The organism is Shewanella electrodiphila (genome assembly GCF_023283985.1).
In the GTDB taxonomy this organism is placed as follows: Bacteria; Pseudomonadota; Gammaproteobacteria; order Enterobacterales; family Shewanellaceae; genus Shewanella; species Shewanella electrodiphila.
In genome coordinates, this window is the sequence record NZ_JAKIKU010000003.1 from 407,080 (window position 1) to 431,974 (window position 24,895).

At 40.0% G+C, this 24,895-nt stretch carries 19 protein-coding genes; 10 read left to right on the plus strand and 9 right to left on the minus strand.

All coding sequences use genetic code 11. The features are described 5' to 3' along the window. Window positions 1–483: 483 nt before the first annotated feature. Window positions 484–1,710, plus strand: a complete 1,227-nt coding sequence (locus tag L2737_RS07770; RefSeq protein ID WP_248955347.1) for a hypothetical protein — start codon at window positions 484–486, stop codon at window positions 1,708–1,710. A gap of 142 nt (window positions 1,711–1,852) precedes the next feature. Here the strand turns inward: L2737_RS07770 and L2737_RS07775 are convergent, their stop codons facing one another. Together L2737_RS07775 and rluC are read right to left on the minus strand one after the other, a co-directional pair. Next, window positions 1,853–2,509 (minus strand): HAD-IA family hydrolase, encoded by a 657-nt coding sequence (locus tag L2737_RS07775; RefSeq protein ID WP_229370375.1) that lies wholly within the window; start codon window positions 2,507–2,509, stop codon window positions 1,853–1,855. Next, window positions 2,506–3,462 (minus strand): 23S rRNA pseudouridine(955/2504/2580) synthase RluC, encoded by a 957-nt coding sequence (rluC, locus tag L2737_RS07780; RefSeq protein WP_229370376.1) that lies wholly within the window; start codon window positions 3,460–3,462, stop codon window positions 2,506–2,508. Before rluC ends, L2737_RS07775 begins: the two co-directional genes overlap by 4 nt. Before the next feature lie 607 nt (window positions 3,463–4,069). On the opposite strand from rluC, the gene rne reads away from it, so the two are divergent. Together rne and L2737_RS07790 are read left to right on the plus strand one after the other, a co-directional pair. After that, complete coding sequence (rne, locus tag L2737_RS07785; protein WP_248955348.1) at window positions 4,070–7,297, plus strand: ribonuclease E; 3,228 nt, start codon at window positions 4,070–4,072, stop codon at window positions 7,295–7,297. Window positions 7,298–7,487: 190 nt separating this feature from the next. Continuing rightward, window positions 7,488–9,047: a SulP family inorganic anion transporter gene (locus L2737_RS07790; RefSeq protein ID WP_102529315.1), complete on the plus strand. Its 1,560-nt coding sequence runs from the start codon at window positions 7,488–7,490 to the stop codon at window positions 9,045–9,047. Between the two features lie 109 nt (window positions 9,048–9,156). Here L2737_RS07790 and L2737_RS07795 read toward each other — a convergent pair whose 3' ends face one another. Continuing rightward, window positions 9,157–10,080, minus strand: coding sequence for a bifunctional methionine sulfoxide reductase B/A protein (locus L2737_RS07795; RefSeq protein WP_102529314.1), 924 nt, complete (start codon window positions 10,078–10,080; stop codon window positions 9,157–9,159). 182 nt (window positions 10,081–10,262) lie between these two features. Here L2737_RS07795 and L2737_RS07800 point away from each other — a divergent pair, with 182 nt between their 5' ends. After that, complete coding sequence (locus tag L2737_RS07800; protein WP_229370384.1) at window positions 10,263–11,102, plus strand: isopenicillin N synthase family dioxygenase; 840 nt, start codon at window positions 10,263–10,265, stop codon at window positions 11,100–11,102. A 119-nt stretch (window positions 11,103–11,221) separates the two neighbouring features. Then, a complete protein-coding gene (gene ylqF, locus L2737_RS07805) occupies window positions 11,222–12,166 on the plus strand; it encodes a ribosome biogenesis GTPase YlqF (RefSeq protein WP_229370387.1) in 945 nt (314 codons plus the stop codon). Window positions 12,167–12,236: 70 nt separating this feature from the next. Here the strand turns inward: ylqF and L2737_RS07810 are convergent, their stop codons facing one another. Next, window positions 12,237–12,722, minus strand: coding sequence for a low molecular weight protein-tyrosine-phosphatase (locus tag L2737_RS07810; RefSeq protein ID WP_248955401.1), 486 nt, complete (start codon window positions 12,720–12,722; stop codon window positions 12,237–12,239). 130 nt (window positions 12,723–12,852) lie between these two features. Next, window positions 12,853–13,689: a DNA ligase gene (locus tag L2737_RS07815; protein ID WP_248955349.1), complete on the minus strand. Its 837-nt coding sequence runs from the start codon at window positions 13,687–13,689 to the stop codon at window positions 12,853–12,855. 272 nt (window positions 13,690–13,961) lie between these two features. On the opposite strand from L2737_RS07815, the gene L2737_RS07820 reads away from it, so the two are divergent. Beyond that, window positions 13,962–14,336, plus strand: coding sequence for a diacylglycerol kinase (locus L2737_RS07820; protein ID WP_102529310.1), 375 nt, complete (start codon window positions 13,962–13,964; stop codon window positions 14,334–14,336). A gap of 64 nt (window positions 14,337–14,400) precedes the next feature. Here the strand turns inward: L2737_RS07820 and L2737_RS07825 are convergent, their stop codons facing one another. Further along, entirely contained in the window at window positions 14,401–15,252 is an 852-nt protein-coding gene (locus tag L2737_RS07825; RefSeq protein ID WP_248955350.1) for a LysR family transcriptional regulator, read from the minus strand. Between the two features lie 524 nt (window positions 15,253–15,776). Here L2737_RS07825 and L2737_RS07830 point away from each other — a divergent pair. Together L2737_RS07830 and L2737_RS07835 are read left to right on the plus strand one after the other, a co-directional pair. Further along, the gene (locus tag L2737_RS07830) at window positions 15,777–16,664 is read left to right on the plus strand and encodes a hypothetical protein (RefSeq protein ID WP_102529308.1); all 888 of its coding nucleotides are present in this window, start codon (window positions 15,777–15,779) and stop codon (window positions 16,662–16,664) included. Between the two features lie 145 nt (window positions 16,665–16,809). Next, on the plus strand, window positions 16,810–17,835 hold the full coding sequence (locus L2737_RS07835; protein WP_248955351.1) for a GGDEF domain-containing protein: 1,026 nt from the start codon (window positions 16,810–16,812) through the stop codon (window positions 17,833–17,835). On the opposite strand, the gene L2737_RS07840 is transcribed toward L2737_RS07835, so the two are convergent. From L2737_RS07840 to pdsO, 3 genes are all read right to left on the minus strand, one after another. Continuing rightward, entirely contained in the window at window positions 17,827–18,438 is a 612-nt protein-coding gene (locus L2737_RS07840; protein ID WP_102529306.1) for a class GN sortase, read from the minus strand. The genes L2737_RS07835 and L2737_RS07840 overlap by 9 nt on opposite strands. Continuing rightward, window positions 18,425–20,902 carry a marine proteobacterial sortase target protein gene (locus L2737_RS07845; RefSeq protein WP_248955352.1) on the minus strand — a complete coding sequence of 826 codons (2,478 nt, stop codon included), beginning with the start codon at window positions 20,900–20,902 and terminating at the stop codon, window positions 18,425–18,427. Before L2737_RS07845 ends, L2737_RS07840 begins: the two co-directional genes overlap by 14 nt. Window positions 20,903–20,992: 90 nt before the next feature. Continuing rightward, window positions 20,993–21,781, minus strand: a complete 789-nt coding sequence (gene pdsO, locus L2737_RS07850) for a sortase-associated OmpA-like protein PdsO (RefSeq protein WP_248955353.1) — start codon at window positions 21,779–21,781, stop codon at window positions 20,993–20,995. A 250-nt stretch (window positions 21,782–22,031) separates the two neighbouring features. On the opposite strand from pdsO, the gene pdsR reads away from it, so the two are divergent. Beyond that, window positions 22,032–22,724 (plus strand): proteobacterial dedicated sortase system response regulator, encoded by a 693-nt coding sequence (gene pdsR, locus L2737_RS07855; protein ID WP_102529303.1) that lies wholly within the window; start codon window positions 22,032–22,034, stop codon window positions 22,722–22,724. Continuing rightward, window positions 22,724–24,889: a proteobacterial dedicated sortase system histidine kinase gene (gene pdsS / locus L2737_RS07860; protein ID WP_248955354.1), complete on the plus strand. Its 2,166-nt coding sequence runs from the start codon at window positions 22,724–22,726 to the stop codon at window positions 24,887–24,889. Before pdsR ends, pdsS begins: the two co-directional genes overlap by 1 nt. The last annotated feature ends 6 nt before the right edge of the window (window positions 24,890–24,895 follow it).

The window sequence follows — 24,895 nt, forward strand, 5'->3', positions numbered from 1 at the left end:
TCAGTTCTCAAAACAACTTAAATATACATTTAGATCACATTGCAACTAATATCATTTACCATGTGAGAATAAAATTGACATTCATCACATACTATTTCTTTGCAAACATTTACATTCCTCACCGAAGCAATCACCGCATTACTAATACTAGATAATAGAATTAGTAATGAATCAAAGTTAAAGCTGCAATATCAGAGGTGTTAACTAAAGCATCGATATCGCACAAATGATTTTGTGAGCACTGCTTTATTTACATCTAAATTAAATTTGGATGTTCAAACATATTAAAGCTGAACGTAGTTAAACGTTTTATTAACGTATGAATAAAAGATTGTTCGTCTCACCTAGTGTTTTACAAGACATTCATTTAAATGGATGTCATAAAAATATTAAGGTAAAGACTGCTCATTCTATCCATCGCTTTAATTTGTAGGTTGAAATAAAAATAATATTAAATGCTAGTCACAAACTAGTAGGGGAACAATGATGAAAAAAACTTTTAAATTAAGCCTTGTCTGTATTTCAGTTTTGGCTCTAACTGCTTGTAACGATGATGATACTGTTACAATCGATCCTAATCCTGAACTAGAAGTACAAATTGCTGAATTAACTCAACAAAACCAGCAATTAGATGAGGCTAATAAAGGTTTAACAGAAGATAACAAAAATCTATCTGATACCAACAAAGAGTTAGATGAGAAAGCCACTAGCTTTGTTAGCACATTCCAACAACAGTGTGCCAACATTGGTGTCAATTTCGAATATGAAAACCCGAATCCTGATACGCCGTATGTCAATAATGGTAAATCACCAGAAGCGAGTTTAGTGGGCGTATTTGGTATGCCTGAAATTCCTTTTGAGCATAATGAAGGGTCTACATGTACTTCATGCCACAACGATGGCCACGATAACGGTATGACTTGTGATACTTGTCATAGCTTTGCAGCAGAACCTGTTGAGCCAACAGATCCTGTTGATCCAGTTGAACCAACAGAGCCAGGTGCGCCAGGGGTTCCAACTCATCCAGCTGATGGAAATTGGGATAGTTATACTGGAGCATCAAATGTAGGTACTTTTTATTACAATGCAGACGGTGCTTCATTTGTTAATGCTGCATTCTTAGAAACTCGTATGGGTAAACAAAATACTTTCTATGAATGGAAAGAAGCTGCTGAAGGCGAAGGTGTTAAAACACTTAAAACGGCTTGTGGCCAAGAAAATCGTGAATTTATCACCCATGAATTCCCAGACGATGGCAAATCTTATACGCTGAATAGTTATTCTAACTTCAAAGGTGCTTCTACTTTCACTACTCATCGTATAGAAAATGGCACGCCAATAGCGAGTTCAGCTACATTTGGTCCTGGTATGAGCTTAGAAGATGACGGTGAATACTACATCGACTTATTTATTACCAAGAATAATACTTGTAAAAACTTAATCACCAACGGCAGTGGTGAAGTGCATTACTATGAGTATGATACTCGTTCTAATGTTAAGAAAGGCTCACCAGATATGGGGCCACGTAATGCTGGTGCACGTATACAAGTAACCGCTGATTTACATAAGTCAGTACTGAAAAGCTTTGACTGGTTCACACCTGTTTATGGTGCTGATGGCCAATCATTCGATCCACTAGCTGTAGACTGGAATACTGTAGGTTCTTGTGATCTAAAACTGAAAGTGCAAGTTATCTACCCACTAGGTTAATTAACACTTAGATACAAAAAAGCCGGTGAATGATTCATCGGCTTTTTTATGATTAATTCATAAGGCAATAACTAGTTATGATTCGAGACTATTTTTTATAAACTGAAACAAGTAGCCAAATAGTACAAGATAACTCTACGAGCTAAAGATGCAATAATATATCAGTCGGCTTATTGACTGTTGCTGTAGGATTCTGACTTAATAAATCTTCTAAGCTATGTGCACCATAAGTGACCGCAATGCTACTCACACCCGCATTATTTGCCATTGCAATATCAAGCTTTGAATCACCAATCATCACTGTCTGTTCAGCATTGATATCTAACTCATCAAGTAAAGATGTGATCATCGAAGGGTGCGGTTTTGACTCAGCTTCATCAGCAGAACGAGTAGCCACAAAATATTTACCTAAACCCGTTTCAGACAACATTCTATCAAGACCTGCTCTGCGTTTACCGGTAGCAATGGCTAACGTGTGCCCTGCTGCTTGAATTTGAGATAACACATTCTCAATACCGTCAAACAAAGGCGAAGGCGTCACATTAATGTTTAAGTAGTAGTTTTTGTAAGCTTCCAAAAGTTCGTCGTACATATCAGCATTGTGAGGAAACAACTTTTCCATCGCAGGTAAAATAGACAAACCGATAATATCGCGGACTTGTTGCTCTGAAGGAACAACTAAACTTAATTCTTTCGCCACACATTGCATGCAATCAACTATTTTACCGATTGAATCCATTAATGTGCCATCCCAATCAAAGATGACTAACTGATACTGTTTTGTCTGATTTGGGTTCATGCGCGCTTTAACTTCTCTAAGGTTGCTAATAAAACATCATCTAATGGCGCTTTTACTGTCGTCACTTCATCATTTTCAGGATGTATAAACTTAAGTTCAGCCGCATGCAAAAATAAACGATTTAAACCTTTGTCACGCATAGCATCATCAAACTTCTTCTCACTGTACTTATCATCACAGGCAATTGCATGACCTGCATATTGACAATGTACTCGAATTTGGTGAGTTCGACCTGTTACTGGACTCGCTTTAACTAATGTGCAGCCTTGGTAACGCTGCATAATCTTATAACGGGTTTCAGATGCTTTACCTTCAGGGTTTACTCTGACTATTCGCTCACCGGATTTAAGAGTGATTTTAAGTAACGACGCTTTAATGACTTTATCTTTAGCTTGCCAATCACCGCGAACCAAAGCCATATAATCTTTCTGCATCGTTTTCTTACGCAGTTGATCGTGTAAATGTTTTAATGCGCTGCGTTTCTTAGCAATCAGTAACACACCTGATGTGTCTTTATCTAATCGATGAACCAACTCTAAAAACTTTTGTTGTGGTCGTAATGAACGAAGGCCTTCAATCACACCAAAATCAACACCACTGCCACCGTGAACAGCAATTCCCGCAGGTTTATTCAATACGATAAGATGATTATCTTCATGAATAATACGTGCTTCTAACTGAGTCACTTTCGATAATTTAGCTGAAGGGGCTGTACGATGATCTTTTTCAGCCATTCTCACTGGCGGAATACGCACCACATCATCAATTTGTAATTTATACTCAGGTTTTATCCTTTTCTTATTTACACGCACCTCTCCTTTTCGCACGATTCTATAAATCATGCTTTTAGGAACACCTTTTAATTTGGTGAGAAGAAAATTATCAATGCGTTGCTCAAAATGATCTTCATCAATGGTGACCAACTGAACTTTTGTGGGAGTTTCTGTATTCATGATGCGCCTATAGTAATTACGGCGCACATTGTACCCTAAGTTTTACCTTGATGGGATAATAAGAATTCGTTGTTTTGATTGCTGTCTAAATTGTTTATTGCTATATTTGCGCAGTGATTGAGGATAAACAGTGAATAAATTGTTCACAACCTCAATTTATTATGGTGTTTTTTCAGTAGAATTCATGAGCACGGCAGGTCGCAAATCATTGATTTGCAGACTGTAAACATCACAAAGCAATAAGAATTGCTTTTACAGTTAAACCGTCTGTTTCATCATTATTTAAAAAGTTTTCCTGAAACATTGCACCCCCAAATTCGAACAAATTTTAGCTTGTTATCAAACAGACCGATTCGACTTGGGCATTACCGGATAAGAAATTTTAAAATTTATGGGGTTGGTTGCGTATTAACAACGAATTCCTTGTTTTTGTAATCATTAAAAAATAAGCCATAAATAGGATGCGACACGCAGCGAATGCGTCTTACAGCAATGCGCACCTAACTTGCCTAAAAACCAGCCGTGAGGCTTTGTGAATAATAATTTTAGGCCCGTAATGCAACGATAAGTCTTTGTTTGATGACCTTATTAGAAGAATTAAGTCATCATGAAACGTATGTTAATAAATGCAACTCAATCGGAAGAGTTGCGCGTTGCCCTAGTAGATGGGCAACAATTGTATGATCTGGATATCGAAAGCCCAGGCCATGAACAAAAAAAATCAAATATCTATAAAGGCACCATCACTCGCGTAGAACCTTCTTTAGAAGCTGCGTTTGTTGATTACGGCGCTGATCGTCACGGTTTCCTTCCGCTTAAAGAAATCGCACGCGAATACTTCCCTAAAGGATACTCTTTCCAAGGTCGCCCAAATATCAAAGAAGTGGTATCTGAAGGCCAAGAAGTTATCGTACAAATCGACAAAGAAGAACGTGGTAATAAAGGCGCCGCCTTAACAACGTTTATCTCTCTTGCTGGTTCTTACTTAGTGTTAATGCCTAATAACCCACGTGCTGGCGGTATTTCTCGTCGCATCGAAGGTGATGAGCGTACTGAGCTTAAAGCAGCAATGTCTGAGTTATCTGTACCTAACGGTATGGGCCTTATTGTACGTACAGCTGGTGTTGGTAAAGACGCTGCAGAACTAAAATGGGACCTTAAAGTTCTTCAACATCATTGGGATGCCATTCAGGAAGCAGCTCAAAGCAAGCCTGCACCATTTCTTATTCACCAAGAAAGTAACGTAATTGTTCGCGCTATCCGTGATTACTTACGCCGTGATGTTGGTGAAATCTTAATTGATCACCCACGCATTTTTGAAGAAGCGAAACAGCATATTGGCCTTGTTCGCCCTGATTTCGTTGAACGTGTTAAGCGTTACGAATCTGAAGTACCGCTATTCACTCACTTCCAAATTGAGTCTCAAATTGAGTCTGCTTTCCAACGTGAAGTACGTTTGCCTTCTGGCGGTTCAATTGTTATTGACCCGACTGAAGCATTAACGTCTATCGATATTAACTCTGCACGTGCTACAAAAGGCGGAGATATTGAAGAAACAGCATTAAACACTAACCTTGAAGCCGCAGACGAAATTGCACGTCAATTACGTTTACGTGACCTAGGTGGTTTAGTGGTTATCGATTTCATCGATATGACACCAGTTAGACATCAACGTGAAGTTGAAAACAGAATGCGTGATGCGGTTCATTTAGACCGTGCTCGTGTACAATTAGGTCGTATTTCTCGTTTTGGTTTGATGGAAATGTCACGCCAACGTCTACGCCCTTCTCTTGGTGAATCTGCAGGTCATTTATGTCCTCGCTGTCATGGCCAAGGTACGATTCGTAGTACTGAATCTTTAGCTCTTTCTATCCTTCGCTTAATGGAAGAAGAAGCGATTAAAGAAAATACCTCGCAAATCGAAGCTGTTGTACCTGTTGATGTTGCTGCATTCTTATTGAACGAAAAGCGTAAAGCAATTCGCATCACTGAAGAACGTCACAATGTTGAAGTGTACGTAATCCCAGATTCGCACATGACAACACCTGACTACCGCGTATCACGTTTAAGAAGCGATGATGAAGTCGTTGAGTCAAGCTATAAGCGTGTAGAAAAACCTGAAGCTAAGTTGTACGAACCACGTAAACTAGAACGTGCAGAAGCACAACAGCCAGCTATTAAAGGTTTTGGTACGCCAAAAAATGTTGCGCCAAAACCGACTGTTGAACAGCCTGCTAAAGTTGAAGCTACTGCATCAGAGCCTGGTTTCTTCGCTAAAATGGTTTCAGCGATTAGCAAACTATTCTCATCAGATGAGCCTGCAAAAACTGAATCTAAGCCATCAGACAAAAATCGTAAAGATGGTCAAAACAACCGTCGTAACCGTCGCAATGATTCACGTCGCACTGACAATCGTCGCAATCGTAATGACAACCGCAGCGATAACCGTAACGATGCTGATAACAAAGGCAGAGACAACAAAGGTCGTAACAAGAAGTCTGACAGAGATGTTGCTAACAAAGAGCAAGCTGATAAACGTCCGACTAAGAATGACCCTAAAGTTAATACAAATAAACCTGTTGCAGATAAGCCACGTGCTGAAGGCGAGAAATCACCTAAGCAGGAAGCTGCCAGAGAACGTCGTCAACGTCGTAACATGCGCCGTAAAGTTCGAATTGAAAACGAACAAAATGAAGCTAAGTTAAATGACGTTGCCACAACTGAAACTACTGCTTCAGTTGAAACAGCTAAGCCTGTTGCAACAGAACAAGCAGCTAAACCGGCTCGTACTCGTCGTCCAAGAAAAGATAACACAGCAAAAACTGAGCAAGTTAAGTCTGAATCAGTTGAAGCGGTAACATCTGAATCAGCAAAAGATGCTCAAGTTATCAAAACTGAAAAAACTGATTCTGAAGTGAAAGTTGACTCTGCAGTTGTCGAAACCACGGTTGAAGCAACAAGTTCAGCGCCTGTAGCTGCCCCAGCTGAAGCATCAGCAGAAGCACCTGTTGTTACATCTGAAGATAATGCTGAAGACAGTGATGAGAAACAAGGTCAGCGTCGTAGCCGTCGTAGCCCTCGTCATTTGCGTGCAGCGGGTCAACGTCGTCGTCGTGATGAAGATGAAACTGCGCCAGCAACAGCTGTATTTACTCCAGTTGATGAACTTGAAAAACAACTCGATGCAGAACAAGCTGAAGCAGCAGTTGAAGTTAAAACTGAGGCTCCTGCTGTTGAAACAACACCTGTTGTTGAAGAAGTTAAAGTTGAAGCACCTGTTGCTCAAGAGCCTGCAGTTGAAGAAGTTAAAACTGAAGAGCCTGTAGCTGAAGAAGTTAAAACTGAAGCGCCTATTGCTCAAAAGCCTGTAGCTGAAGAAGTTAAAGCTGAAGCGCCTATAGCTCAAGAGCCTGTAGTTGAAGAAGTTAAAACTGAAGCGCCTATTGCTCAAGAGCCTGTAGTTGAAGAAGTTAAAACTGAAGCGCCTATTGCTCAAGAGCCTGTAACTGAAGAAGCTAAAGTTGAACCGCTAAAAGCACCAGCTAAAGATAATTCAATCGCTTCAGCACCTATGGCTAAGCCTGCGGCTATTCAACGCAAAGTTGTTGCTACACCAACAGCATCTGCCGCGAAAGTTGAAGCGCCAGCTAAAAAACCTGCTGCCGCTAGTCGCTTTGGTTCTATGGTGATGTCAGATACAACTAAACCTGTTTCTGAAGCTCGTACTCAGCAAGCTGTCCCTAAAGGTCGTGAATATGAAAAATCACAACCTGATGCTGAAGCATCTAAGTCTAGAATGGCAAATAGTGCTTCGTCTGATACGACAAAAGCTTAATGATTTAAGTTCAGTCTAAAAGACTCATTTAAAAACCACGCTAATTAGCGTGGTTTTTTTATATTTACAATTTAATGAATTATTCTATTTATAATCAATTAAGATTAATTTCAGGTTTAGCGCAGCATTAAATTTTGTTAACATACGCACACTTTTATTATCAAACACATCAATTGTTTTCAGGGGCTAAATGTTCGATCTACTTCGTCACAAAACAAGCAGTAGCAAAGCAGATATTTTATCTGGATTGACTGTTGCACTAGCACTTATACCAGAGGCTGTTGCTTTTGCATTTGTCGCTCAAGTTGAACCTATGGTCGGTTTATACGCAGCCTTTATCATGGGTATTATTACTGCTGTTATTGGCGGGCGCCCAGGCATGATTTCTGGCGCAACCGGCGCTATGGCAGTTGTCATGGTATCGCTTGTTGTTGAGCATGGAGTACAGTATTTATTTGCAGCGGTGGTGCTGGCGGGGATAATTCAGATATCCGCAGGTATATTCAAGCTCGGTAAATTTATACGCATTGTTCCTTATCCTGTGATGATTGGCTTTGTAAACGGTCTCGCTATTGTTATTTTCCTTGCCCAGCTTGGACAATTTAAAGTCAAAGATGCCGCAGGAAACATGATCTGGTTGGCACAAGAGCCATTAATGATTATGCTCGGCTTAGTCGCTTTAACGATGGCGATCATCCACTTTTTACCAAAATTAACCACTGCGATTCCGTCTTCATTAGTCGCGATTTTAACGGTTACCGCAATCGTAGTTGGTTTAGATTTGGATACGCGTAATGTACTCGATTTCTTAAAAACCATGAGTGGTGATGAGCATGCAACCATTGCAGGCACCTTGCCTAGCTTTGCCATTCCAAGTGTGCCATTTACTCTAGATACCCTATTTATTATCCTTCCGTATGCATTTATTCTTGCTGCAATTGGTTTAATTGAATCACTGTTAACCCTTACCGTTATTGATGAAATGACCAATAGTCGTGGTAAAAGTAACAAAGAATGTGTTGGTCAAGGTGTGGGCAATATTACCAGTGGCTTCTTCGGCGCTATGGGTGGGTGTGCAATGATTGGTCAATCAATCATTAATATCAACTCAGGGGGTCGTGGTCGTTTATCTGGCATAACTGCAGCTTTAGCACTACTTGCCTTTATTTTATTTGGCTCAGCATTCATTGAAATTATCCCTCTAGCCGCGCTAGTCGGTGTAATGTTCATTGTGGTACTCGGGACATTTGAATGGGCTAGTTTTAAAGTCATGGGCAAAGTACCAAAGCATGATGCATTCGTTATCGTCTTAGTCACTGCTGTGACCGTATTTACCGATTTGGCATTTGCTGTTTTTGTTGGCGTTATTGTTTCAGCACTCGTGTTTGCATGGGAACACGCAAAACACATCAACGTTGAAACTAATACAGATGCCAATGGCTGGAAAGTTTACAAGTTAAATGGCCCATTGTTCTTCGGCTCTGTATCTAACTTCTTAGATCTTTTCGATGCAACTAATGATCCTGAAGATATCATTGTCGATTTCCAAAATTCGCGCGTTGCTGATCATTCAGCACTTGATGCTATTGATACGTTAGCTGAACGATATGTTGCAGCAGGTAAAAAGTTACATTTACGACACTTAAGTCCAGACTGTAAAGATTTACTCCATAAGGCACGTGATTTAGTTGAAGTTAATGTGATTGAAGATCCACATTACAAAGTGGCAGATGATGCACTGGATTCTTAATCCGAATCAATAAGTGATGTTATTCCATCAACAAAAAAGCGAACTAGAAAGTTCGCTTTTTTATTGGGTTACCGCTTTGTCAGCGTAGGTATTTCTTACATCAACTAGACTAATCTTTCTTTAGTAATGCCTCAAATTGTCTCATCGCCTGTTCAAACTTGGGCTTGATAAGTAGTTGGCAATAAGGTTGTTCTGCATTTTTAGCAAAATAGTCATCATGAAAGTTTTCTGCATGATAAAAAGTTTCGTACATAGAAACTTCAGTCACAATAGGTTTTGGCCAAATCCCCTGCTGTATCAATTTACTAATTGCAATTGTCGCTTGATCGACTTGCTCAGCATTATGAGTAAATATCACCGAACGGTATTGTGGACCTTTATCATTACCTTGTTGATTCAAAGTGGTAGGATCATGAATCGCAAAAAATACCGACAGTAAGGTGTTGTAACTAATCACAGCTGGATTAAATGTCACTTGTATGACTTCGGCATGACCTGTAATACCACTGCATACCGCATCATAATGTGCATCTTCTGTTGTGCCGCCACTATAACCAGAATAAACACTCTCAACCCCGTCGAGTCTTTGGAAAACGGCCTCTATACACCAAAAGCAACCTGCACCAAATGTGGCCATTTGCATCGATTTGGCCGCTTTAGATTTCTCTGCTTCTATTTCATCGTAACTTTTAAAAACCATTGAAATAGAGTTGACACAATGACGCATATTTTTACCGGTGAGCATTTCACCTTTAAACACATGACCAAGATGACCGCCACATTCATAGCAAGTAATTTCTGTGCGTTGACCATCTGCATCTACAGTACGCTTGATTGCACCATGTATTTCATCATCAAATGCAGGCCAGCCACAAAAAGCATTAAATTTATGTTCGCTTTTATATAAAGGCGCTAAGCATTTTTTACACAGATATAAACCTTCAGCTTCATGATTGACGTATTCTCCACTAAATGGACGTTCAGTTCCTTTCTGCTCAATGACATACTTTTCAAACTCAGTTAATTCATTCATTTGCATCGTCCTAACTTCAATCTTAGCCTTCTCACTTTAAAGCAATAGTTAAACAGATGGCAGTATGCCGAATAAAGATCACTATTTCGACTTATAAGACCGCTTTTTAGATCAAAAAATTGCGACAAAGTGTGACGGAGGTTAAAATCACATTGGGTCAAATAAAACAATAAGTAGAAAACATGAAATTAGAAACAATTGATTACCGCTCAGAGGGCTGTGCAAAGCAGTTTGTTGAGTCATTAAGAGAAACAGGGTTTGGTGTATTATCCAATCACCCAATCAGTAAAGAACTCGTCGAAACCATCTATAAAGAATGGTATGAGTTTTTCCAGTCTGAACAAAAAAATGATTTTTTATTCAAACCAGAAACACAGGATGGGTTTTTCCCGGCCTCAATTTCTGAAACGGCAAAAGGCCATAGCGTAAAAGATATCAAAGAATATTTTCACGTTTACCCTTGGGGCCGTATACCTGAATCATTAAAAGCCAACATTCTGGCTTACTATAAACATGCTAATGAATTAGCTGCGGAATTATTAGGTTGGATTGAAGAGTATGCACCAGCTGAGGTAGCTGCAAAATTTTCAATTCCGCTGCCAGCCATGATAGCTGAAAGCGAAAAAACATTATTACGTGTTCTGCACTACCCACCAATGGCTGGCGATGAAGAACTAGGCGCAATTCGCGCAGCAGCACATGAAGATATTAACTTAATAACTGTACTACCCGCGGCTAACGAGCCAGGTCTTCAAGTACAAACCAAAGATGATAATTGGATAGATGTACCCAGTGATTTTGGTAATATCATTATTAATATCGGTGATATGCTTCAAGAAGCATCTGGTGGTTATTATCCATCAACGTCACATCGAGTCATTAACCCTGAAGGAACAGATAAGACCAAATCGCGTATTTCGTTACCACTGTTTTTACATCCCAACCCAGAAGTGGTGTTATCTGAGCGCTACACAGCAGATAGCTACTTAATGGAAAGACTACGAGAGCTTGGCGTTATTTAAGTTCTTGAGTATTTCCAATAAGTTTAAAGCGCCAAATGGCGCTTTTTTTTATCATTTAACGGCATAACAAGGTAGAATATGCCCCCTTTGTTAGTAGTGGTTTTAAAAAAGGCAAACACATGGCAATTCAATGGTACCCAGGACACATGCACAAAGCTCGAAAAGAGATTGAAGAGGCAATGCCTCAAGTCGATCTTGTCATCGAAGTATTAGATGCGCGTATTCCATATAGTAGTGAAAACCCTATGGTTTCAACCTTAAGGGGCGATAAGCCATGTATTAAACTACTCAACAAATCAGACCTAGCCGATCCTAAAGTGACCGCACGCTGGATTGAATACCTAGAGCGTGAACAAGGTGTAAAAGCAACTGCGATAACCACACTTCAACCAGGTCAAGTTAAAAGCATTCCTGATATTTGTCGTAAGTTAGTTCCTTCTCGCGACAAACTTGAAAAAGATATTCGTACCATGATTATGGGGATCCCGAATGTCGGTAAGTCCACTATTATTAATACCCTTGCGGGTCGCACTCTCGCAAAAACAGGTAACGAACCCGCTGTCACCAAGCGTCAACAACGTATCAATTTAAAAAATGGTATCGTACTGTCTGACACTCCTGGTATTTTATGGCCAAAGGTTGATAACGAATCAAGTAGTTATCGTTTAGCTGTCACTGGTGCGATTAAAGATACTGCAATGGAATATGAAGATGTCGCCATGTTCGCTGCAGAGTATTTTCTTCACGCCTATCCTGAAGAGATTTGTGAGCGATATAAACTCAAGTCACTGCCTGAAACCGATATTGAATTACTCGAAGAAATTGGCCGTAAACGCGGTGCATTAAGACCAGGCGGTCGTATTGATTTACACAAAGCATCTGAATTACTACTCCATGAATTCCGCTCAGGAAAAACAGGCTTATTGACCTTAGAAACCCCTGAAATGGCTGAGATTGAAAAAGCTGAAGTAGCGCGAGTGATGGCAGAAAAAGAAGCCATTAAACAGCAAAAAATTGAACAAGAAAAATTAAAACGTTCAGGTAAACGTCATCAAAATGGTTAACCCTAATTAGTTATTACGTTACGATAGAACGTATAAAGGCTTATCACATGATAAGCCTTTATACGTTAAATTAGAGAGATTCTGCCGATTTAATCCGCTTTGCCAACGCAACTAAACTTGCATCCAACAAATCTAAAACCACTTCAAAACCATTCTCGCCGCCGTAATAGGGATCGGGCACTTCCATTACACCGTTAACGTCATCTGCTGCAAAGGATAAAATCAACCTCAATTTATGTTGGTATTGAGAAGGACAGCGAATGATTAAATCATCCATATTAGTGTTATCAGCTGCCAATATTAAGTCAAACTGCTCAAAATCTTGGTCTATTACTTTACGTGCTTTCATACCACTGAACTCTAATCCACGAGCCTCACCTGCTTTGATTGAACGAGGATCCGGTGGGTTTCCTTGATGATAGGCCGCTGTTCCTGCTGAATCTATATGAATTTCAAGACCTAACTCAGCAACTTTATGGCGAAAAACAGCTTCAGCGCTAGGCGAGCGGCAAATATTACCGAGACAAACAAAAAGTACTGACTTAACCTGACTCAAGTTTAGCGTTTGTATCGCATCAGCTTTAGAATGGGATTGGGATTCCAATACTTACTCCTTTATTTCGCTTGGAAAAATCGTAGATTTAGCGAACCTAATATTAACTAGGTTTAGGTCAAAAAGCCTATATTTATTCATTCCTTAACCTTAAAAAATGCGCGAATCGTGGAATGCCGTTTTTCGTCAGCCCTAAATATTGGTAAGTGATGATTGAGCCAATTGCCGGCGGGTTAGCTCTTTGATGATCACTAAAACCACTGCCAATTTTAAACTGTTTTCCATCAGGCATTTCAACAGTGAGAGAGCCTAGTAAACCTGAATATTTCCCCTTACCTTCGTTATAAGCGATGACAATGGCTTCAGCATCATAGCGAGGTTTGAGTTTAACAATATCTTGGCTGCGGCCCACTTTATACAAGGCCGATTTTTTATGTAGCATCAGGCCTTCAGCTTTTAGTGCTATAACACGATTAAGTTCTTGATATAGCGCTTCGTGAGTTGAGAATGATTGTTGGGGGATCATGTTTATGTACTTAGAGTGAGACGCTATTTGTGCCATGTCTTGCACACGCTGACTAAATTCGCCCTTATGTTCTGGCATATCAAAAATCATAAACTTAACTTGTCGCCACAAGGGGTTATCGACCCTCTGACTTCGCGATAGCGCGGACACTGATTCAAAATCATTACGTTTAATCCATAACTCGCCATCCAGTTTAGACGCTGGAAAGTCTGCAACAAACCAATCAGGCACGAATATCTTTCTACCAGAGCGAGACAACAGATGTTCACCATTCCAATAGCCTCTTACACCATCAAGCTTTTCACTGACAAAGTATTGTTCAACCTTGATGTCATCTTGAAACCGGCTAGCAAGTTGAATGGGAGGCTTTTCAGCTGCAAACAATGAAACAGAAAGTAATAAATAGATGGGAAGAAATATAATAGACAGTAAATATCTTTGCATAGTAGCATCCTTGCTAGTAATAATTTGAAAATGAAACCTATTGGACTTGATCAATACACTGCTGCCACAACAGCGACCATATTGAATAGCAACAGTAGTCGGCTCCTACCTTAGTTAACAGCTAGCATAGTTAACCCCAGCTATAGACAACAACTCTGACACTAAACAGCATTCAAGATAATTGATTTTAGTAAAGATTTTATATTTTGCTATGTTAAGGGCTGATATAACAATCTACCTACGTTACACACAAAATGAGATATAGGCATAAAATGAAACCGGTAAATAATAATGGCTTTAAACGGATCATCCGAGCGACTGGCTTTTCATTACAGGGGTTAACAAGCGCCTGGAAAAATGAAGCTGCATTTAGACAAGAACTTATCTTAGCAATGGTATTACTCCCTATTGCACTTTTCACCAATGTCAGCTTTATCGAATCAATATTAATGATAATGACTTTGTTCATCGTACTTATCACAGAGTTACTTAACTCAGCCATCGAAGCGGTCGTCGATAGAATAGGTGATGAAATCCATCCTTTAAGTGGTCAAGCCAAAGACGTGGCTTCTGCAGCGGTATTTTTAAGTTTGGCATTGTGCGCTATAACGTGGGGCGCAATATTGATCAATGCTTACTTATTATAGCTATTCGTCCGAATCACTCTCTTGTAGTAAAGACAGCTAAAAACATTAAATGATCCAGCTAAGATCAACGATAAATTTTATGTGTTAGTACTAGCAGAGCTTGTTCAATTTCATCAATTCGCTCACTGTTAATCCAATGCGCGGCGTAAATATGTCTGCGCATTGGCTCAACGCCTTCAACTAAAAACAGTTCAGATTGTAAAAGCTTTTCCTCAACCATCGTTTCAGGCAAAAAAGCACTACCGCCATTGCTCATTAGATAATCAAATGCTATTTGCGCAGAACTGGTATGTAGAGATGCCATGGGAAAGTATGCTAACTCTTGCGCATGCATGATATTAAAAGCGGTACCCCAATCCACTTTCACATACTGGTATTGGCTTATATCATTCACCGATAAGTCAGGCTTGTCAGCCACCAATATTAAATTCACGCGGTGTAGTTTAGTGATTTCGATATCATCGATACGCAGAGGATCAAAACTTAGCGCGATATCTAGCGTTCTTTCCGACAACTGTTTTGACATCACAGCCGTGGTTATCACATCAGTTCTTAAAGACACGTCTTGTAAGCCAGAACATAATGGTTGCATCAATTTATTTAAGTAGCTATCCCAAACATTGTGTCCAATACCAAGGCTAAGTTGTACTAGCTGACTGTCTGACAATGATACATCTTGCTTTGCCCTTTCAACTGCGGTTAACACGGCATTGGCATGCTCTAGTAATCGCTCACCCGCTGGTGTGGGCTGAATATTATTTCGCTCTCTATTAAACAGCGAAACACCTAACATATTCTCAAGCTGTTTAACTCTGAAGCTCACCGCGCTACGAGTTAAAAATAGATTATCTGCAGCTTTTCCAAAATGACGGGTGCGATAAACTTCTAAATACGTTTTTAATAAATCAGTATCCATAATGGATTAATACTCAAACAGGAATGTACGAGGTTATTTTAATATCGCTTTATAGCAAAATTATGGCAAAGAGTAATTAGCTTTAACACTTGTAGACGTAATATCAAATCAGCAAAAAATTGACAAACCCTCTCAATTACAAATTTTTAACACTTAGTCAAAATACTGACTGTAAATTCCATAAAATAATCAGTAAATATTCCATTAATGTTCCCTTAAACACACTGAACACTTCATTTTAAAGATTCATTAAACCAAGCCAGGCCTCACCGTAAAACCCAACTTAAAGCTTTTAAAACAGGCACTTAAATTTATCATACAAATATTTAGCTTTAGCCCGATGTTTGTCGACACTTCTAAACTTTGATCTAGGATCACTTTTTAGCACATTTTAACCAACAAAGTCTTCACATTTAGTTACATAGTGCTAGTATTAGTACGCAAAAAGATATAACCCTGATTATAAAATAAAAATAAAAAGCACGTCTAACTCACAATGAGTTCATATTAAGTGCGGAGATAAAATGTTTAAGCGAGCCTCTTTAGGACTTTTAGCTGTGGTTTGTACTACTGGCCATGTTAAAGCTGACGAATACAAATTTACCCTTGGTGCATTTTACGCTAGCTCAGATTCAACGATGCTAGTGAAAAGTGCTAAAGATACCGGTAATTATTATTTGCTCGATTTTGAGGATGACTTGCTGTTAACCGAAGATCAATTCCTGCCTTTTTTTGAATTCCAATATAGCTTCAAAGAACGCCACCACATTTATGTCGATTGGAAGTCATTACACCGTAATGCCGATACCCCACAGTTAGGTTTTGATATCGAAATCCCTGAGTTTGGTGATAATGATCAAAGCTATGTCATTGACGGCAGTGCTAAATTATCGACCACATTAAATATCGATATTTTAAGAATTGGTTACGGATATGATATTTGGGAAGGCAATGATTACACTGTAGGCGGCTCAATTGGTTTGCATACTATGTTTGTAGAAACCATATTTGAAGGTGACATTAGCCTCTGTGGCGAAACTAGCGAACCAAATAGCTTGTGTGATACCGTCTCATTTACGCCTAAAGTTGTTGATAACGCGTTAACAGCACCTTTACCAAATATTGGTTTATTCGGCATGTACGAATTTTACCCAGGTTGGCAGTTTAGTGCTCATGCACAATACTTTGCTATTAAGTATGATAACTTTAAAGGTTCATTAGTCGATATTCGAGCAGGTGTTAGTGCCATGATCTGTGAAAACTTCCACTTATCTTTGGCGTATAATTATTACGATGTTGACGTTGATATTGAGCGTTCTCGTAGTATCTTGGATAAAGAATTTAGAACTTTAGATTACAATATAAATTATAGTTTTACTGGCCCCATGTTTGCCGTATCCTATTCATTCTAATGTTCAAAAAGCACCTTAATAAAGGTGCTTAAAAAACGTTGAAGATTAATAATTAAGTCACTTTCAAGCATCAACATTCATTAAAATTATGCCTCTTTTCTTTTGATAGTTTGCAAAGTGACCTCAACTGGTATTGAGGAATTGCATGTCAACTGATCAACTAAAATCTGCCGCTTTAAATTTAAAAAAAGCCGTTCCTTTAATGTTGAAACACAGCATTCCAACCACGCCGACCAATTATGCACTTTGGTACACATATGTGGCCGAATCCAATCCCAAGCTTAACCTTGCCCTCGATTCAGCTATTGCACAAAACCAGCAATACTCTCCTGTTTCCAGCGAATTACTTTACCGAGAACACATTTCAGATCCCGTTGAGCTAGATGTGCGTGATATGAGACAAAACCTTGATGCAATGGTTTGCGAGCTGTCTCAATCCTTAAAAGACACTAATCATGACACCAACAATTTTCAATCAAAAATCGAAAAGGAATTTAGTAAGTTAAGCGAACTTGAAAGCAAAGGCTTTTCACTTGAGCAAGTTATCAAGGTCGTTCGCAATATCGTCAGTGAGTCAGCAAATATACATTCAAGTACCGTTAGTTTTACCCAGCAATTGGACAAAGCACAATCAGAGATAAATACCCTCAAACAACGCCTAGCTGAATCTGAAAAAGATGTTTTATTTGATGCATTAACCGAAGCATTAAACCGCCGTGCATTTAACGAAGATATTAATGCCCTTATCAGTCAATCTCCGTCAGGGGCTTGTTTGATAATCGCCGATATTGACCATTTCAAACAATTCAATGACACCTTCGGCCACCAGCTGGGGGATTTAGTCCTCAAAGTAGTATCTAAACGGTTACAGGAATCTTGTCGTGATGGGGTTAAACTTTACCGATTTGGTGGCGAAGAGTTTGCAATTTTATTGCCTAACAGCAAACAACGCATTGCAAGACAACTGGCTGAAGCCATGCGCCGCTCTATAGAAAAACTGAGCGTCAAAGACCGACGCAGCGAAACACGTATTGATAATATTACTGCTTCATTCGGCGTCAGTGAATGGAAAGAAAAACAAACAACCAGTCAGCTGATTGAAAGTGCTGACAAGTTGTTATACGAAGCAAAACGATTAGGTCGTAATAGAGTGATGCCCATTTCAAATTAAACGATGACCACTGTTTACTTTCTTGGCCGTCACCACATAGCGATAATCGCTGTTAGCAGATAAATCTTCAAACGGATAACACGTTATTAAAGTTAACTGGTTATCCGTTGTCATATTAAGTACTTCAGTTTGTGTTTCGTGAACGATATCAATATGTGTGATTAAGTAGTTCTGCTGCATTCCGTATGATGTTTCAAGCTCAACAATGTCCCCTTTTTTCACTTGTTGCAGGGGTAAAAAATGTGTATCTCTATGCCCTGCAATAATGGTATTACCTTGCTCACCCACTCCAGCACCACTTAATACTAAGCTTGGGCCAAATGCTAAGTTTCTCCCTGAAGCCCCCGCGAGAACAAACATTGGCTGGCCGATTGGATATAAGTCAGTTTCTTTATCTGCGTATAATTTTAACTTAGCCACAGGGTGTGTATCTGCCCAGCTCCAAGGTTTATGCGGTAATTGATCTTCTAAGGTTTTACTCCATGCCTGCTCAATCAAATATTGAGCAAAATTAGCTTTAATTTGCATATACGCTCCTTGCGATAAAAAACTCACTCCTATCAATGCCACACAACTCGGAATAATCCATTTAAATGACATCATAAGACCCGCCTTGCTCGTTATTTTTGGGCAAAATGAGTCGCTGTGCGGGTAACAAACCTTTTAGCCAAAGGCCATGTAGCAAAGCAATGATAAGTAGGCTTAGCCCGATTAAAATGTTTAGCCGACTAGATGTTGCAGTTTGAGGCAAAACACCTTGAGGTCTTTTCCAGCCATCAGGCATATGTCTTTTCACCTGTTGATTGCGATTAAATTCGGCCATAGGGTTCACTGGTGTTTTATCAACCGCAACTAGGCTTGTTTGCGATGTGACTAAATGATATTTCATTCCCAATGCTTCCACTTGCTTTTTCACTCGCTGTAAGTTGCTGCGACTTTGGGTGGCTTCAATAGCATCAATTTGCGCATTTGCCCAGATTAAATCCAGACCCGCAGCTTGTTTGGGTGCATTACGGTTTATCTGATGTTGCCAATATTGTCCTTGGCTATAACCTGAAACAATTAAATCTTGTTGGTTATATGAAGGCGATTTATAACTCACTAATAATGGTTCATCTTGATATAAATCGGGGATCTGAGCAGGCCAATAATCAGGTACTGTGCCATCTTGATAAGTTAACTTAATATCTGTACTCACTGGTTTCTCGATTTTAGCGAGTAATTGCGAAATTTTGCTTTTTACTTCAGACGTTTTACCAATGTATGTATATGTACCGCGCCCAAACATAGCTGCACGTTCCATAAAGTATGAATTAGGCGCCGAACCGATCCCTACGGTGAATAACCTGCTGTCGCCTAATTCAGCTTCAATTTGCTGAAATAAGCCATGCTCATTACTCACCGCGCCATCAGTGATAAAAATAACTTGCCTTAACAACGTTGAATGCTCTTGTGCGCGATTAAATTCATCCTCGTGATTTCCAGCTTGATTTCCAGCGTGAGTCAAAGACACTGATAAGGCTTTACTGATTTCAGTTCCACCATTAGCTTCAAGTTGACGGACAAACTGATTAGCTTTGCCGATATTGCTACTTGAGCCTACTAATGATTGTTCAGATAACTGACTCATCGCGTGATTAAACTCAATCACATTGAATTTATCTTGGCTGGTTAATCCTGCAAGCGCATAAAGCATCGCTTGTTTGGCCTGTTCTAAAGAGCCGCCTGACATTGAGCCTGACGTATCAATCACTAAAATTAACTCTCGTGGCAAGTGATGTTTACTGATGTCATCGTTTGTATTTGGGTCCCTTTGAACAAATTGGCTTTGATTTGACGCTGCTGGAGGTGTCAGCATGACTAAACCATATTCCACTTGATTAAGCTTTGCCTTGTTATCAATATGCTTATTACTCTTTTCATTACTCTTTTTATTACTATGTTCTTTACTCTGTTGATTAACGACTTCATGAGTCTGACCTTGCTGAGTAAACACTGCTGTCAGCGGCGATAAGCTTTCATTAGCCTGCGCTCGCCAGGTCAGCACAAAATCTTTATTGGCTTTTTGTTGCCCCACAAGCGATATTTGCCATTTATCCCCTGCACCAACCTTTTTAATCTCTTGGTATGGGCTGTTGATATCTGCAACATTAAAGCCTGCTTCTAATTCCACTAGTAAGTTGACCGTTACCCCGTCTGAGTTTTTATCATCCAGCTCGTAATCAATCTCACTTCGATCGTCTGCCGCTGGGTACAATAAAAATTCAGGTGAAAAACTTAACAGTGATGACGGCAATGTTGGCGATAAAGATTCATACGATTGTTGCGATAATTCAGACGTTACAGTCACACCATTTAATGGCTTATGATTAACAGTCTCGCCATCAACCGCCGAAGATCCTGGCTTATACCTAGGGTTAATCGTCATCGGAAATCGTAAGCTAAACTCACCGTCTCTATAGCGCAGTTTTTCTTGATAACTAATTTCAACCGTTAATGTTTCCTTCGGCCCAAGATTAGCGACTTCTGTGGTGAATATATTAGCGCGTTGCTGTGATACGAGACTGGCTCTTTTCCCCTGAGACTTTGCTTTTTCAAATGTGGCTTTAGCTTGCTTTTTAGGTTGAATATCGCCTTCAATAACCCGCTCGCCGATAATGAGGCGCATTTGATCGACCGCACTATTAGACGATAACGGGAAAATATAACTACCATTAATCCAATCACTAGATTGGTTTGTGAAGGTTTGCTTAACACTCACCCTATTTGTCCAGCCAGAGACTTTCATCCTGACATCAGTTTTTAAAGGTAAACTTTCAAATTGCTGACCATTAACCTGATAACGCAATATTCCTTGGGTCACTTCGGATAAGTCATTTCCTTTATGCTCAGAGCCAGTATTTCTGCGATCTGATGATCCCATGGCATGCACTGGAAACAACACATTCAAAAGCATCAATGCCAACAGAATTAGACCTGAACAGCCATAGGCTGCTAGATCAAGCTTGTTAGTGGCATTCCTAATTATAGGTATTTTCCTGTTTCGGTAACGGGTTAACCTTTTCATCGTTTCTCTCCTTGAACTCGGTACTCCCTTCGATGAAACGCTGCCAACTCAGCAAGGTTTCACGAAGGTTGAATCTTTAATAAAGGTTAATTAGTTAGCAGCGAGAGCTTCACCGACAGGCATAATTTTCAATGTGACACGACGGTCAAAAAAGTCATTTTCAAAACTTTGCTGGGCATGTAATGGCGCTGATGCTCCAAATGCTTTGGCATGTAGACGCTCAGCTGATACGCCTTGGCTTTGTAGATAACTTGTCACTTCAATCAGTCTTTGCTCAGAAAGCGCCTGGTTAAATGTGCTATCTCCGCGACGATCTGCGTAGCCCGTCAAATCCAACATTAATTCAGGAGATAAAGCCATTAAGTAAGCCACGTCATCAAGTTGTTGCTCAAAGTGTGGCTCGATAGTGGACGACCCTGTTTTGAACTGCACATTCAAGCCAATAGCTAATTCTTGTAACTGTTGTTGCTGCGCTTCACGCAAGTCAGTTAATTGCGATTGCACGAGTAAATACTCATCCGTCACCTCTGCAAGTGATTGCTGTTTTTCATGTAAGGCAGTTAACTCAGACGTTTGGATTTCAATAGATTGCTGTTGCTGCACTAACATTTCTTTCTGAGTTTGAATTTCAGAATCATCACCTACTGTTTTACCAATTAAGGTACCGGCAAACGCGCCGATAATTGCACCAACAGGCCCGCCTACCACTGCGCCTAATACAGCACCTGACGTCAGTCCGACTAACTCTTCAGTGTGTTCACGCTCAGTGACTTGTTCGGTCATTGGCTCAGTATTCAAATTAGATTCTGCATTAGCGACTGAGATAGTAGAAATAAATAAACTGCTGATTACGGCTACTGCGATTAATTGCTTTTTCATGGTGATTCCTTTTGTGTTCTAGTTAAGTCATAAAATGAAGGAGACAATGAGTGATTCAATAAACAAACTTGAATGTCGCTGCGTCTCATTCGATGTCACTATTAAACACAATAGAAATGGCAACCAAGGGGCATAAAAATGGCAATGTAGAGATGAAATGTGGCAACAATATGGCAATTACTTTGTGACGATTTTTTTGGATTAAAAATCATGTATAGTCAGCCATATAAGTCACAAGAAAAACCAATACATGAAAAGAATTGCCATCGTTGAAGATGAAGTTGCTATTAGAGAAAACTACAAAGAATTGCTACAACAGCAAGGCTATAATGTGCAGGGCTATGCCAACCGTCCCGCAGCAATGCTGGCCTTCAATGCTCGCCTTCCGGACTTAGCTATTATTGATATCGGTTTGGAAAATGAAATCGATGGGGGTTTTACCTTATGTCAATCACTTCGTTCAATGTCGAGTAGCTTGCCGATTATTTTTCTCACCGCAAGAGACAGTGATTTTGATACCGTTTGCGGCCTTCGCTTAGGCGCAGATGATTACTTATCAAAAGATGTTAGCTTTCCGCATTTAATTGCCCGTATTGCCGCGCTTTTTAGACGTTCAGAACTCATTGGCGCTGCCACCGTCGAAGATAACCTCATCGAACATGGTGCATTAACCATTGATGGCAATCGAATTCAAGTATATTGGAACCAACAACCCATTGAGTTAACCGTAACTGAGTTTTGGATGGTGCATGCGATGGCAAAACATCCCGGGCACGTCCGCAGTCGCCAAGACCTAATGCAAGAAGCTAAAATTTTTGTCGATGACAGTACTATTACTTCTCATGTTAAACGGATTCGTAAAAAGTTCATCAGCGCAGATAAAGACTTTAATTGTATAGATACCGTTTACGGCATGGGTTATCGCTGGGATAGTGTTAGCTAATGTTTAATATTCCCATAGGTCTGCGTGCCAAAGTCGTTATCTTGTCTTTATTCTTACTTTGCTTGCCTTGGCTGGGTTATGAGTATGTTTGGGAGATGGAAAAGTATTTACGACATGGGCAAGAAAAAACCTTAGAAGGCACAACCCAAGCATTAGCAACTGCGTTGCATGAACGGCCGAAACTGTTTAATCATCAAGCGAGTTTTTTAAGCCAAGTTGAAAAAGGCCGCGACCTTTATGCTTACCCATTATCAGGCCCAATTCAATTAGATGGTAAGCTGATTGATTGGCAGCAATACCAGCACCGTATGATCAATTACGCTAGTGATCATGTGATTTTTAATCGAAATGAAAATCAACCGGTTGATATTCACTTTACCCACATGGTGGGTAAATATGCTGGCTACTTATATGGTTTTTTTAAAGTACACGATAAACAGTTGGTTTATCGCAGTAAAAATAGCTTACGTGTCGATAAGAACGACCACTTAGTGATTGCCACTCAATCACCAGATGGCCAATTTAGACGTTATATCGTTGCTAACACACAAGATGGCTGGTTAAGCGCATTCGAATTGCCTCAAGATCCAGCTCAGTCCATGCCAGTAACACCAGAAATTCGTATCCAAGGACAATGGCTAGCGACGAAAGATGGCTACAATATCGAGTTTAGAATGCCGCTTTCTATGGTGGGCAGTAAACTTGGTTTTGCGATTTATAATGTCGACGATGTTAAAACTCGCACTGTGAATACCATTATTGGCACTTCCGCTATCGACTCTGTGGCTCAATTAGGAACGGTATTGGTGCCCTCGCCTGAAATTGAAAATATCATTAAAGGCATGAGCCATAACAGCTCGCGTATTTGGGTGGTTGATAACCACGGCCGTGTGTTAGCAAAATCAGGGGATATTCGCGCGACTAACAATGTCTGGTCTTCAAGTTTAAATGAAACAGAAACCGCCAGTGCTTGGCGCCAATTTAAAAGTGATCACTTATTGCCTTTGTATTATAAAATTCTCACTAAACCACCACAGGATTTTGTTGACTCATTGCAAGATTCAACCGAACTCAATGGCAGTCACATTCAACAGGCTTTAAATGGCAAACGTGCCTCAACTTGGCGTCTAACACCAGATAACAAAGCCGTTGTTTTAGCTGCTGCTAGCCCTATTTGGATTGATGATAAAGTCATGGGCGCTGTCATTGCAGAAGAAACCACCCATGGGATCCGCACGTTACGTAACCGCGCTTTAGAAAAGTTATTTAATGTCATCTTAACTATTATGAGCATGGGCACATTGGCGCTATTCATATTTGCCTCAAGTATCTCAAGCCGCATTCGAAAACTGCGCGACCAATCTGAGCAAGCCATTGATAGCCAAGGCCGAGTGAGACAACAAATTGTGCCGTCTAAAACCCGTGATGAAATAGGCGATTTGTCACGTAGCTTTGCCAATATTGTTGGCAGACTAGGACAATATACCCATTACCTTGAAAACATGTCATCACGCTTATCCCATGAGCTTAGAACCCCTGTGGCAGTGGTGCGTTCTTCTCTTGAACACTTAAGTCTACAACCTCTTGAACCTGCAAGTGAAAAGTATGTCGCCCGCGCCCAAGAAGGTGTGAGCCGTTTACATCTTATTTTAAATAATTTAAGTGAAGCTACTCGTCTTGAAGCCAGTTTATCCCATGTTGAACAAAGTGATTTTTCACTGCAACAAGTTGTCAGCGGTTGTATGCAAGGGTATCAATACACCTATCCTGATAACGAGTTTGCTGTCGCCATAAATGAGCACACTATGTCTATGAACGGTGTGCCAGAATACATTGCCCAATTAATGGATAAACTGATTAATAATGCGATTGAATTTAGTACTGAAGATCCGATTGAAGTTTCGTTGAAACAATCAGGAAAAATGGCCAAGTTAACGGTTAGCAACCGCGGCCCTTTATTACCTCAAGATATGAGTGAGCAAATTTTTGAATCCATGGTGTCGATCAGACCACAAGGCATGCAAACAAAGCCTCATTTAGGCTTAGGGCTATATATCGTGAGATTAATCACCGAGTTTCATCAAGGGGAAATACATGCACAAAACCTCGCTGATGGTTCTGGTGTGCAATTTAGTTTGGCGTTTCCAATTACAGACCCTAAGTAAGCTAAG